At 58.5% G+C, this 12,304-nt stretch carries 10 protein-coding genes; 6 read left to right on the top strand and 4 right to left on the bottom strand.

The features are described 5' to 3' along the window. Positions 1–27 precede the first annotated feature (27 nt). Complete coding sequence (locus ACUN0G_RS17455) at positions 28–2,466, bottom strand: Lon protease family protein (protein WP_258348254.1); 2,439 nt, start codon at positions 2,464–2,466, stop codon at positions 28–30. Positions 2,467–2,733: 267 nt separating this feature from the next. Here ACUN0G_RS17455 and ACUN0G_RS17450 point away from each other — a divergent pair, with 267 nt between their 5' ends. From ACUN0G_RS17450 to ACUN0G_RS17435, 4 genes are all read left to right on the top strand, one after another. Further along, on the top strand, positions 2,734–3,222 hold the full coding sequence (locus tag ACUN0G_RS17450) for a DUF3015 domain-containing protein (protein ID WP_003215845.1): 489 nt from the start codon (positions 2,734–2,736) through the stop codon (positions 3,220–3,222). Positions 3,223–3,315: 93 nt separating this feature from the next. Continuing rightward, positions 3,316–5,169, top strand: coding sequence for an Lnb N-terminal periplasmic domain-containing protein (locus ACUN0G_RS17445; protein WP_445573907.1), 1,854 nt, complete (start codon positions 3,316–3,318; stop codon positions 5,167–5,169). Positions 5,170–5,318: 149 nt separating this feature from the next. After that, positions 5,319–5,615, top strand: a complete 297-nt coding sequence (locus tag ACUN0G_RS17440) for a chorismate mutase (RefSeq protein WP_445573906.1) — start codon at positions 5,319–5,321, stop codon at positions 5,613–5,615. Between the two features lie 390 nt (positions 5,616–6,005). Beyond that, complete coding sequence (locus ACUN0G_RS17435; RefSeq protein ID WP_445573905.1) at positions 6,006–7,091, top strand: type I restriction endonuclease; 1,086 nt, start codon at positions 6,006–6,008, stop codon at positions 7,089–7,091. A gap of 116 nt (positions 7,092–7,207) precedes the next feature. On the opposite strand, the gene ACUN0G_RS17430 is transcribed toward ACUN0G_RS17435, so the two are convergent. Then, positions 7,208–7,498, bottom strand: a complete 291-nt coding sequence (locus ACUN0G_RS17430; protein WP_076014022.1) for a DUF3077 domain-containing protein — start codon at positions 7,496–7,498, stop codon at positions 7,208–7,210. Positions 7,499–7,926: 428 nt separating this feature from the next. Between ACUN0G_RS17430 and ACUN0G_RS17425 the strand changes: the two genes are divergently transcribed. Next, positions 7,927–8,283, top strand: coding sequence for a hypothetical protein (locus ACUN0G_RS17425; RefSeq protein WP_258348258.1), 357 nt, complete (start codon positions 7,927–7,929; stop codon positions 8,281–8,283). Between the two features lie 70 nt (positions 8,284–8,353). Then, positions 8,354–8,851 (top strand): GreA/GreB family elongation factor, encoded by a 498-nt coding sequence (locus ACUN0G_RS17420; RefSeq protein WP_445573904.1) that lies wholly within the window; start codon positions 8,354–8,356, stop codon positions 8,849–8,851. Here ACUN0G_RS17420 and gdhA read toward each other — a convergent pair. Further along, positions 8,848–10,185: an NADP-specific glutamate dehydrogenase gene (gene gdhA, locus ACUN0G_RS17415; protein ID WP_445573903.1), complete on the bottom strand. Its 1,338-nt coding sequence runs from the start codon at positions 10,183–10,185 to the stop codon at positions 8,848–8,850. The genes ACUN0G_RS17420 and gdhA overlap by 4 nt on opposite strands. Positions 10,186–10,533: 348 nt before the next feature. Next, positions 10,534–12,198 (bottom strand): energy-dependent translational throttle protein EttA, encoded by a 1,665-nt coding sequence (gene ettA, locus ACUN0G_RS17410; RefSeq protein WP_003215833.1) that lies wholly within the window; start codon positions 12,196–12,198, stop codon positions 10,534–10,536. Positions 12,199–12,304 lie beyond the last annotated feature (106 nt).

Here is a 12,304-nt window from a genome sequence, read left to right as displayed (position 1 = left end):
CCCCAAATCAGGCCCCTTCGGCAGTGATTACACCGGTTTGGCCTCTGCCAACGCCTCCTGCGCCAGCTCCTTCTCGGCTTCCTTCAGATCATCTTCACTGATCATCTCGGCAATCGCCCGCAAACGCTCCACCACCCGCGCATTGACGCTGCCTTCCGGGAATTGACCGTCCTCGTCGGGCGAACCCGCAGGCTCCCCCACCAGCAGGCTCAAGGCCTCGTCGGCCTGGCGCACGGCGTAGACGTGGAACTGCCCCTGCCGCACAGCCTGCAATACCTTCTCGTCGAGCATCAGCGTCGCAACGTTGGCCTGGGGAATGATCGCCCCCTGCTCGCCGGTCAGCCCGCGGGCTTCACAAAGGCGGAAGAAGCCTTCGATCTTCTCGTTGACCCCGCCCACCGCCTGCACTTCACCAAACTGGTTGATGGAGCCGGTGATGGCAAAGCACTGCTTGAGCGGCGTCTTCGACAGCGCCGAGATCAAGGTGCAGGCCTCGCCCAGGGAGGCGCTGTCGCCGTCGACATAACCGTAGGACTGCTCCAGGGCGATACTCGCCGAGATCGCCAACGGGAATTCCTGGGCATAACGGCTGCCCAGGTAACCGGTGAGGATCATTACGCCCTTGGAGTGGATCGGCTGGCCGAGGTTAACTTCACGCTCGATATCCACGATGCCGCTGCCGCCCGGGTACACCGAGGCAGAGATCCGCGCCGGTACACCAAACGCGGAGTCACCCACCTCCAGCACCGTCAGCCCGTTGCACTTGCCCACCGCCGCACCGGCGGTGTCGATCAGGATCACCCCGGCGAGCATGTCGTCGAGAATCCGTGCCGACACCCGCCCGGTGCGCGTGGCCTTGGCCTTGAGTGCGCGCTCGATGTGCCCGGAGTCGGTGCGCTCATCACCCGCCAGGTGACGAATGAAGTCCGCCTCGCTGACCAGTTGGAACAAATCACCGATACGCGCCGACAGGCGGCCCTGGTTCTCCGCCAGCCGCGCGCTGTAGGTCGCCAGTCGCGCTACCGCATCGGAGGTCAACGGCGCCATGCCTTCTTCCGAGGTACGGGTTTTCAGCAACTGGGCGAACTGCTCCAGGCTTTCATCCACCATCGGGATGTCTTCGTCAAAGTCCACCAGCACCCGGAACATCTCCTGGAAGTCCGGATCGGCGTCCTGCAACGCGTAGTACAGCTGGCGGGAGCCAATGATGATGACCTTGAGCTGCAACGGGATCACTTGCGGGTTGAGGGTCACCGTGGCCAGGCGGCCCAGTTCGCCCAACGGTGATTCCATCTTCAGCTTGCGCGATTGCAGGGCGCGCTTGAGGGCGTCCCATACAAACGGCTCGCTGAGCATTTTCTCGGCCTCGAGGATCAGGAAACCGCCATTGGCACGGTGCAGCGCACCCGGCCGCAACTGGCGGTAAGTCGTGTAAAGCGCGCCCTGGTCGGTGCTGTATTCGATACGGCCAAATAGGTTGTCGTAGGTCGGATGCGGCTCAAACACTACCGGTGCGCCACCGTTGACCGGATGGCCTACCACCAGGCTCGGGCAGTACTGCTCCTCCAGCAACTTGCGGGCCTGGGCATCGGTTTTCGCATCGTCCACCAGTTGCTCGACCACGGTTTTCAGCAGATAGACCTGCATTGCCTGCAAGTAGCCGCAGACTGCCGCGTTCTCCGCATACTTCTCGGACAGCGGCGACAGCAGTGGCTGCAAGGCCAACGTGATGGTTTCTTCGTTGAACTGGCGCATCTGGTTGTTGGACTCGCGCTTCCACTGGGGCAGGCTGGCGAGTTCTTCGTTGAGGCGTTCTTCCAGTTCGGAAATATCGGTATGGAAACGCTCGCGATCGGCTTCCGGCAGCTGCGAGAATTCAGCCTCGTCCAGAGCCTTGCCGTCGAGCATCGGGGTGAACGCAATGTTGGTGCTGTCACGGTACAGCGCCACGTCCTTTTCAAGGGCCAGGCGCTCGATGACGTCCAGAGCACGGTCGTAGCGCTGGTTGAAGGCGCGGTCGATGGCGCTTTTGCGCTGTTGATAAGTCGGGTGTTCAAACACGGCCGGAAAGGTCGCGACCAGGTTGTCGATCAGGCCATTGATATCGGAGATGAACGCGGCAGCACCGCCCGCAGGCAGTTCCAGCGCGCGGGGTTCGCGAGGCTCATCGAAATTATTGACGTAGACCCAGTCGGCCGGGGTCTGCAGGCGCTTTCCTTCGGCTTTGAGGTAGCGTTTGACGAACGAAAAGCGCCCGGTACCGGGCTCACCCATGACAAATACGTTGTAACCGGGGCGTGGCATGGCCACGCCGAACTGCAAGGCTTCGACCGCACGTTCCTGGCCAAGCACACCGCGAAAGGGCTCCAAATCATTGGTGGTCGAGAAGCTGAACTGTTCAGCGGAGAAAGGACGGGTCAGCGCTTCGGGCGCTAGACGCAAGCTGGCAGCAACAGGATCAGGCATCGGGCTTCCTTACATCAGGCGGGGCAGATGACGGCATTCTGGCGCCGGGTTGGGCCGACTGGCAAGGACGGCTTAGGGAAAGCATAGCCCCAGGTTTGACGCTGTAAAAAAACCGAGTGTTTCCGGCTTGTTTCATAAAAAGTCACGGAACCCTTGGATCATGCCTAAACTCCAACCTGCTGCGGGTTGGACTAATAACCGACCCCTAGGGTGCTGTCAGGCACCTGAACCCTTGTCCATTGGTTTGCACACAAAGAGAACAAAGCTATGAAACGGATCCTTCTCGGTACTCTCTTCACCGTCGTCTCCCTCAATGCAATGGCAGAAGCGCCAGGTGGCCCGAACTGCGGTTGGGGCAACATGTTGTTCGAAGGCCAACGCGGCACTCCGGCTCACTTCCTGGCCTCCACCACCAACGGTACCTCGGGTAACGCCACGTTCGGCATGACCTCGGGCACCAACGGCTGTAGCACCAACAGCGCACTGACCTACGGTGGCAAATCGTGGATTGCCATGAATGGCATGATGAACGAGCTGTCCGAAGACATGGCCAAGGGTAACGGCGAAGCGCTGACTACCTACGCTGTAGTACTGGGCGTTGCTCCTGAAGACCGCGAGCACTTTGCCGCTGTGACTCACGAGCACTTCCAGCAAATCTTCAGCAAGGCTGACGTAACCGCTGATGACGTGCACAACAACACCCTGGCTGTACTGAAAAGCGACACCCGTCTGGCGAAATACGCTACCCAGGCTTAAGCTCGACCCACCCGTGCCTTTCGAGGCACGGGTTTTATTATTTTTGGACCTGCCTCCCCTTTGGGTCTTTTTATCTCGACTTAAGTTGCCCACATGCTCAAACGCCTTGCCTACCTGGCACTCTTCGCCTGCGCCCCGCTGTATGCGGCGCCGCACCTTGATGATCAACGTTTGCAGCAGCTGGCCAACGACCCGTTCTGGCTCTCGCTGGGGCATTACGAATCCGGCAAGTTCGAAGGCTGGCGCAGTTATGTCAGCGACAAGAAATTCTTCCTCGCCCCCGATGGCGCCCACCATCCGGACCAGGAGCTGAAGGCCACGGTAGAGGCGTTGTATGCCCCGGCCAGCCTCGGCGAAAAACACGTCCAATGCGTTTATCCTGCACGTACCCGCTGGCTCAAGGACCAGTTGCACCTGACTGACTTGCCAACGCTGGACTGCAAGGAATTCAAGCAATGGTTCAAGGACGTTGCACCCCACAGTGCGGTGATGATCTTCCCGGCGGCTTACCTCAACAGCCCGTCGTCAATGTTCGGCCACACCCTGCTGCGCATCGACCAGGCTGACGTGCAGAGCAACAACACCGCCCTGCTCAGCTACGCGATCAACTTTGGCGCCTATATCGAAGGCTCGGACAACAGCATCCTCTACGCCTGGAAAGGCCTGATGGGCGGCTATCCGGGGCTGTTCGCGCTGGTGCCCTACCAGGAAAAGCTCTCGGAATACCGTAGCCTGGAGAACCGCGACCTGTGGGAATATCGCCTGAACCTGACCCAGGTCGAAACCGAGCGCATGGTTGAGCACGTGTGGGAGCTCAAGCAGATCCAGTTCGACTACTTCTTCTTCGACGAAAACTGCTCCTATCGCCTGCTGGAATTGCTGCAAGTGGCCCGCCCAAGCCTGCGGCTGACCGAACAGTTCCCGCTGACCGCCATTCCTACCGACACGGTAAAAGCCGTGAAAGAAGCCGGCCTGGTAGAAAAAATCGACTATCGCCCGTCCCGTGAACGGGAACTGCTGGAACGCGCCAAGCCGCTGGACAGTGACGAGCAGCAATGGGTGCTGAAGATCAGCGACGACCAGAAACAACTGCAAGACCCGACCTTCAAAGCGATCGCCAAAGACCGCCAGGCCCTGATCATCGACGCCGCCTATCGCCTCGGCCGCTACCGCGCCAACGGCCTGGAGCGCGACACCGAACGCTCCCAGCGCAGCTTCGAACTGCTGCGGGCGATCAACCAGAACCCGGCGCCGGACCTGAAAATCGAACGCCCCGGTCTCCCCGAGGACGGCCACGAATCCCGCACCTGGCAAGCCGGCATCGGCACCCGGGGCGACAAGGCCTTCGGCGAATACGGCCTGCGCATGGCCTACCACGACCTGAATGACAACGCCGAAGGCTTCCCCCTGGGCGCGCAGATCGAAATCCTGCAAATGAAGCTACGCCAGTACGAAGGCAACCACTGGCAGTTACAACAGCTGGACCTGGCGACCATTCGCTCACTGACCCCGCGTAACGAACTGCTGCAACCCTGGTCGTGGCAAGTGACCGGTGGCCTTGAACGCGTACCGGGCAAGCATGACGACGAGACGTTGGTCAGCCACGTCAATGGCGGCGCCGGCGGCACCTGGCAACTGCGTGACGACATGCTCGGCTTCGCCCTTGGCACCGTGCGCGTGGAACACAACAGCGACTTTGGCGAAGCCATCTCCCCGGCGGCCGGCTTCAACACCGGCGTGCTATGGCGAAACCCGCTGGGCAACCTGAGCCTGGAAGCCAAGGGTGATTTCTTCACCAATGGCGAAGTACGGCGCAGTATCAGTCTGAATCAACAGTGGGAACTGTCGCGCAACCTAGGGTTGAGATTGAGTGCGCAACGGGAATACAGCCACCTCGCGACACCGGTGAACGAAGTGATGCTGGAAGTGAAGTGGTATCACTATTAACCCCTGAGCCGTAGATCGTTCCCACGCTCCGCGTGGGAATGCATCCTGTGACGCTCCACGTCACGACCGTTAAAAGCGGACGCAGAGCGTCCAGGGCGGCATGCCCACGCAGAGCGTGGGAACGATCACCAAAAGGAGCTTCAACCCACATGGCCGTTAATTGCACCAACCTCGAGCAAGTCCGGGAAAACATCGACCGCCTTGATCACCAGATCGTTACGCTGCTGGCCGAACGGGGCGGCTTCGTTTCCCAGGCGGCGCGCTTCAAAAAAGACAGTGACGGCGTGAAAGCCCCGCAGCGGGTTGAGCAGGTGATCGCCAAGGTTCGTGATCTCTCTCACACCGTAGGCGCAAACCCGGACGTCACGGAGCACGTCTATCGGGCGATGATTGCCGCGTTCATCCAGCAAGAACTCGCAGAGCACGCCGCGCTGACACCAGACTGAACCACACAAAATAACCTTGTGGCGAGGGAGCTTGCTCCCGCTGGGCTGCACAGCAGCCCCCAAACCAGAAGCTGAGGTCTGACTGAAAGAGTTCGCCGACAGGAACAGCGGCCGCGTCGCGCCCCAGCGGGGGACAGGCCCTCTCACCACTGGTTCAGCGGCCGACTGAACTAGCCCTCCACGGACAAATCCATTTCCGGACAGAAATTTTCATGCCCGTCTCAACTCATTGATAAATAGACATGAAATTTCGTACGAGTTTTTAGCTTTTTTCATTCGATGTAAATCAGCTCTAAGTCCATTCTCTTTATCAGCATTTATGACTAGTATCGGATGGCAATCAAATTGCCACCATCTCTATACACGGATCTGAATAGATAAGAGGCTCGTATGGAATTCTTTGAAAAGCTCACCAGCCTGGCGGCCAAAGTCCGCCTGCAGGGCCCCGCAATTCAAACGGAAGAAGCCACAAAAAATGCTTTTGTCATGCCCTTTATAAATACGGTGTTGGGCTACGACGTATTTGATCCTCAGGAAGTAACACCGGAATTTGTCTGCGACATCGGGACGAAGAAAGGTGAAAAGATTGATTACGCCATCATGAAAAATGGGGAAGTCCAGATGCTCATCGAATGCAAAAAAATCGGTGAGTCACTCAGCATCAATCACGCGTCCCAGCTGTTTCGCTATTTCCACGTCACAAGCGCAAGAATTTCGATTCTCACCAACGGCCAGGTCTATCGGTTTTTTACGGATTTGGACGCACCCAACAAAATGGATGAAAAGCCATTTTTAGAGCTGGATTTACTAGACATTGATGAGTATTCAGTCCCGGAACTGATCAAGCTGACAAAATCTGCATTCGATGTAGATTCGATTATCAGCGCTGCTGGCGAATTGAAATATGTCAGCCAAATCAAAAAAGTTATCACCGCGCAGATCAGCAAGCCAGACGATGACTTCGTAAAAGTTTTCGCTTCACGTGTGTATGAAGGGGTTATCACACAGAAAGTTCGAGAGCAGTTTTTTGAGTTAACCCGAAAGGCGTTAAGCCAGTTCCTCAACGATCAGATCAATGATCGCCTTAAGTCAGCTATGAGTGGTTCCATTCAGCCGGCTCAAGCCTCACTACCCACTTCTCTCTCCGCTAATACCGAAGTTATAGAGCGTGACGAGTCAGAAGACAAAATAATCACCACTCTGGAAGAACTTGAGGGATATCACATAGTAAGAGCTGTCGTACGCTCTGTGGTCGATGCCAAACGCATCGTGCAGCGAGATACGCAGAGCTATTTTGGGATATTGCTGGACGACAACAATCGCAAGCCGATTTGCCGCCTGCACTTCAACCGCAGCCAGAAATACATCGGGATTTTTGACGCGGAGAAAAATGAAACACGACATGCAATTTCATCAATTGACGAGATTTACGAATACTCAGATCACCTGAAAAAAACGGTGGGTTACTACGACTGAATGCTAGATGGTAGAGGTCTTAATACTCTTATAAGCCCGTCTATGTCATGTAGTGAGGGCTGCTACGCAGCCCAACGCGGGGCAAGCCCGCTCACCACAGGAGCATTTGCTTGTCTCTAGGTGACAGGCGTCATCGCTTGGGTAAGGTCGTCTACAACTGCCTTGCCCATCTCGCATAGATAATGCGCTGCCCACGCATATTGCTCACCTCGCACATCCATGGCGGCTTCCATTGCGAGTGTCTTGGAGTAGTGAAGCAGTGTGGATACATGCTCCAGCGCTTCACTAATCGGCATGCCTGCGTTCACGCGGAACAGAGGCTTCTCGTTTTCGCCATAGTCACCGAAGGTGACTACACCGACGGTAATGATCGAGGACAGAGGTGGATCGGGGACAATTTTAGCCATGATGTCTCTTCTAAGTGAAAAAGGGGACCACCGCGACACGTCGCTAAACATGAAAGGGTGGCAGCTGTACGCAGGTTAGCGAACCGGTCACCTAGACACCCGGCAGATCCGAAGATCTCCCGCGCACAGCCGCCATAGCACGATACGGCCGGCAAAAAAACCGCCTGCCAAGTATGTAAAGAGGTTGCGTCTTGGTGGTTCGGGCCGCTAAACCCGTTCACTGTTTTCACAGCGAAGTCAGGAGGCTAGTGACCCAAACCCTAAGGCGCAATAGGGTGGAGATTCTCTAGGAATCGTCCTGCAATTTAAAGGGAATCGTCGTTGATGGCCTTTCAACTCAACACCTTTCTCACGTCCCTTTCACATCTATCCAACGAATCCACTCCTACACTTCCCCCATCAGCCGTTCAACGGCCAGGGAGCAAGCGATGTGGCGGTACGCAGCAGTGCTGGGCCTGATGGCCCTCCTTTCAGGTTGCCAATCAACCCATGAAGACTTGCTGGCCAAGGGTTACCCGCCCGCGTTCGCCGATGGCTACGACGACGGTTGCAGCAGCGGCCGCCAAGCCGCCGGGGTGATCACTGGGGAATTTCGCAAGAATGTCCCCCGCTACCTGAAAGACCGCACCTACGCCGAAGGCTGGGAAGATGGCTTCCGCCAGTGCAAGGCCATGCGCGAGAACGAAGACCTGAACGACTACAAGAACCGTCACTGGGACGACCGCGAACGCGCCTGGCAGCAGGAAAAGGACCGCGACGCCGCACGAGCCTATCGCTCGCCATAGGTCGCTTTCAGACATCCGGCGAAACTTAACCCCTGCGACCATGGCCCAAACTCCATAGCAGGAGAACGCCATGAGTCGAGCTTTCGTCAACGAAGACAGCGCCGCTGCCCAGGCCAGCCAACCGGTGGAACGCCAGGTCAGCGAGCAACCCAATCACCTCACTGCCCGTGGGCTTGCACAGTTGCAGGCCAAAGTGGCGCAGTTGCAAAGCGAGCACAGCGAAGAGTCCGCCAAGGGCGAGCAGGCCGATAAACAGCGCCAGGCCGATCTTGAGCGGGATTTGCGTTACTTCAACCAGCGCCTGCAAAGCGCTCAGGTGGTGGCGCCAGCGACCTCCACCGAGAAGGTGCAGATCGGCAGTTGGGTAACGTTTGCCAACGAACAGGACGAAGAGCAGCGGATTCAACTGGTGGGCGAAGACCAGGCCGACGCCACGGTGGGCCTGATCAACTGGGGCTCGCCCCTGGGTCGGGCGCTGCTGGGTGCACAGGTAGGCGACGAGGTGCTGTGGAAGCGCCCCGTCGGGGATCAGCTGATCGAGATCCTGCGCATCGAGCCCGACGCTTAGACGATACCTTGAGCCAGCATTGCGTCCGCGACTTTCACGAAGCCGGCGATGTTGGCGCCCTTCACGTAGTTGACCCGACCGTTTTCTTCGCCGTAATGCACGCAGGCATGGTGGATCGACTGCATGATGTTGTGCAGCTTGCTGTCCACTTCGCCGGCGGTCCACAGCAGGCGCATGGCGTTCTGCGACATCTCCAGCCCGCTCACCGCCACCCCGCCGGCATTGGAGGCCTTGCCCGGTGCGAACAGGATGCCGGCGTCGATAAAGATATCCACAGCCTCCAGGGTGGTGGGCATGTTGGCGCCTTCGGCCACGCACACGCAGCCATTGCGCAACAGGGTGCGCGCCGCTTCGGCGTCCAGTTCGTTCTGGGTGGCGCAGGGCAGTGCGATGTCGCAGGCCAGTTCCCAGGGTGCTTGGCCGGCGCGGAATTCCAGGCCGAAACGCGGTGCCAGCTCGCTGATGCGCCCGCGCTGGACGTTTTTCAGCTCCAGCAGCGCCGACCATTGTTCTTCGGTCAAACCGCTTTCGCAGTACAGGGTGCCTTCGGAGTCGGACAGGGAAATCACTTTGCCGCCCAGGTCCATGACCTTGCGCGCCGCATATTGGGCGACGTTGCCGGAGCCGGAGATGGCCACGCGCTTGCCTTCGACACGCAGGCCGTTGCGCTTGAGCATTTCTTCAGCGAAGTACACGCAGCCAAAACCGGTGGCCTCCGGGCGGATCAGGCTGCCGCCGTAGCTCATGCCCTTGCCGGTCAACACCGAGGTGAACTGGTTGCTCAGGCGCTTGTACTGGCCGAACAGGAAGCCGATCTCCCGGGCGCCCACGCCGATATCACCGGCGGGCACGTCCACGTCCGAACCGATGTGGCGATACAGCTCGCTCATGAACGCCTGGCAGAAGCGCATCACCTCGGCGTCGCTCTTGCCCTTGGGATCGAAGTCCGAGCCGCCCTTGCCGCCGCCCATGGGCAGTGAGGTCAGGGAATTCTTGAAGGTCTGTTCGAAGGCGAGGAATTTCAGCACGCCCAGGTTCACCGAGGGGTGGAAGCGCAGGCCGCCTTTGTAGGGGCCGATGGCGCTGTTCATCTGGATCCGGAACCCGCGGTTGACCCGCACCTTGCCCTGGTCGTCTTCCCACGACACCCGGAACACAATCGCACGCTCCGGCTCGCAGATGCGCTCCAGGATGCCCGAGTTCAGGTAGTGGGGATTGGCTTCAAGAAACGGCCACAAACTGCGCAGGACTTCTTCCACGGCCTGGTGGAATTCCGGCTGGTCGGGGTCGCGTTTCTTGAGGCGGGCAAGGAAGGATTCAACGGATTCGATCATGAAAAGTCTCGGCAAATTTATTGTCGTTAAAGGAGATTTGTCCCGGACTTTATCAATTCATGTCGCACCGCGACAGGGCGAAATGTCGCTTTTGTGAATTTAAATGGTGCATTAGATATAAATACAGGCGGTTTTTGCACCTTAATGAGGATTTCAATCCAGGCCTTGCACCAACAGTTAACCCGCTATCGCAGGCGAGCCAGCTCCCACATTTGATCGATTACATCCAAGACAACGCGGTCAACTGTGGGAGCTGGCTTGCCTGCGATGCAGACGACGCGGTCCACCTGAAAACACGCAAAAAAAACGGAGCCCGAAGGCTCCGCTTTTTCAAACCACCAACCCGAATCAGGCCAGTTTTTTGTGCCGTACACGATGCGGCTGGGCAGCAGCTTCGCCGAGGCGTTTCTTGCGATCGGCTTCGTATTCGGTGTAGTTGCCTTCGAAGAACACGGCTTGGGAGTCGTCTTCGTACGCCAGGATGTGAGTGGCCACACGGTCAAGGAACCACCGATCGTGAGAGATCACAATGGCGGCGCCCGGGAAGTCCAGCAGGGCTTCTTCCAGGGAACGCAGGGTTTCAACGTCGAGGTCGTTTGACGGTTCGTCGAGCAGCAGAACGTTGCCGCCTTCTTTCAAGGTCAGGGCCAGGTGCAAGCGACCGCGCTCACCACCGGACAGGTCCTTGACGAACTTCTGCTGGTCGCCGCCCTTGAAGTTGAAGCGGCCCACATAGGTGCGCGACGGGATTTCGTAGTTGCCGATACGGATCTGGTCGGAACCGTCGGAAATCTGCTGGAACACCGTCTTGCTGCCGTCGAGGTCGTCGCGGCTCTGGTCCACACAGGCCAGTTGCACGGTTTCGCCGACTTCGATGGTGCCCGAGTCCGGTTGTTCCTTGCCCATCAGCATGCGGAACAGGGTGGATTTACCCGCACCGTTACCGCCGATCACGCCAACGATGGCGCCTTTAGGCATGGAGAACGACAGGTTGTCGATCAACACGCGGTCGCCGTAGCCCTTGCAGACGTTCTTGAACTCGATGACCTTGTCACCCAGGCGCGGACCGGCCGGGATGTAGATCTCGTTGGTCTCGGAACGCTTCTGGAATTCCTGGGACTGCATCTCTTCGAAACGCGCCAGACGGGCCTTGGATTTCGACTGACGTGCCTTGGCGCCTTTACGCACCCATTCCAGCTCGTCTTTCATGGCCTTTTCATGGGCCGACTGCTGCTTGGATTCGGCCGCCAGACGGTCGGACTTGGCTTCCAGCCAACCGGAGTAGTTGCCCTCGTAAGGGATACCGGCGCCACGGTCGAGCTCGAGGATCCAGCCGGCAACGTTGTCCAGGAAGTACCGGTCGTGCGTGATCGCAACCACGGTGCCCGGGAAATCGTGGAGGAAGTGCTCCAGCCAGGCAACGGAATCGGCGTCCAGGTGGTTGGTGGGTTCGTCGAGCAGCAGCATGTCGGGGGCCGACAGCAGCAGGCGGCACAGGGCCACACGACGCTTCTCACCACCGGACAAGTGTTCAACCTTGGCGTCCCACGCCGGCAGGCGCAGCGCGTCGGCGGCGACTTCCAGCTGGCGGTCCAGGTTGTGACCGTCGGCGGCTTGCAGGATGGCTTCGAGCTTGGCCTGTTCTGCCGCCAGTTTGTCGAAGTCGGCATCTTCTTCAGCGTAGGCCGCGTAGACCTCGTCCAGGCGCGCCTGGGCGTTCTTGATCACGCTGACCGCTTCCTCGACCACTTCACGCACGGTCTTGGTCGGGTCCAGGATAGGTTCCTGTGGCAGGTAGCCGATGTTCAGGTCGGGCATCGGGCGGGCTTCGCCGTCGAACTCGGTGTCGACGCCGGCCATGATTTTCAACAGGGTGGATTTACCCGAACCGTTGAGGCCGAGCACGCCGATCTTGGCGCCCGGGAAGAAGGACAGAGAAATATTTTTCAGGATTTCCCGCTTCGGCGGAACAACTTTTCCCAGCCGATGCATGGTGAAGACGTATTGAGCCATGGTGAACCTAGCGTCAGTGACTGATGAATTAAGCGGGCGAAACCCGTGCCAGGCCATGCGCCGCGCGGGCCGTTGATGTCTATCAATGCCTGCGTACGGTAGATGC

The organism is Pseudomonas sp. 32A (assembly GCF_052682255.1).
This window is presented reverse-complemented; position numbering and strand designations above follow the sequence as displayed.

Coding starts and splice junctions, on each gene's coding strand:
- ACUN0G_RS17440 (WP_445573906.1), top strand. CDS start 5,319: ATGGCCGTTAATTGCACCAACCTCGAGCAAGTCCGGGAAAACATCGAC.
- ACUN0G_RS17450 (WP_003215845.1), top strand. CDS start 2,734: ATGAAACGGATCCTTCTCGGTACTCTCTTCACCGTCGTCTCCCTCAAT.
- ACUN0G_RS17430 (WP_076014022.1), bottom strand. CDS start 7,498: ATGGCTAAAATTGTCCCCGATCCACCTCTGTCCTCGATCATTACCGTC.
- ettA (WP_003215833.1), bottom strand. CDS start 12,198: ATGGCTCAATACGTCTTCACCATGCATCGGCTGGGAAAAGTTGTTCCG.
- ACUN0G_RS17420 (WP_445573904.1), top strand. CDS start 8,354: ATGAGTCGAGCTTTCGTCAACGAAGACAGCGCCGCTGCCCAGGCCAGC.
- gdhA (WP_445573903.1), bottom strand. CDS start 10,185: ATGATCGAATCCGTTGAATCCTTCCTTGCCCGCCTCAAGAAACGCGAC.
- ACUN0G_RS17445 (WP_445573907.1), top strand. CDS start 3,316: ATGCTCAAACGCCTTGCCTACCTGGCACTCTTCGCCTGCGCCCCGCTG.
- ACUN0G_RS17435 (WP_445573905.1), top strand. CDS start 6,006: ATGGAATTCTTTGAAAAGCTCACCAGCCTGGCGGCCAAAGTCCGCCTG.
- ACUN0G_RS17425 (WP_258348258.1), top strand. CDS start 7,927: ATGTGGCGGTACGCAGCAGTGCTGGGCCTGATGGCCCTCCTTTCAGGT.
- ACUN0G_RS17455 (WP_258348254.1), bottom strand. CDS start 2,466: ATGCCTGATCCTGTTGCTGCCAGCTTGCGTCTAGCGCCCGAAGCGCTG.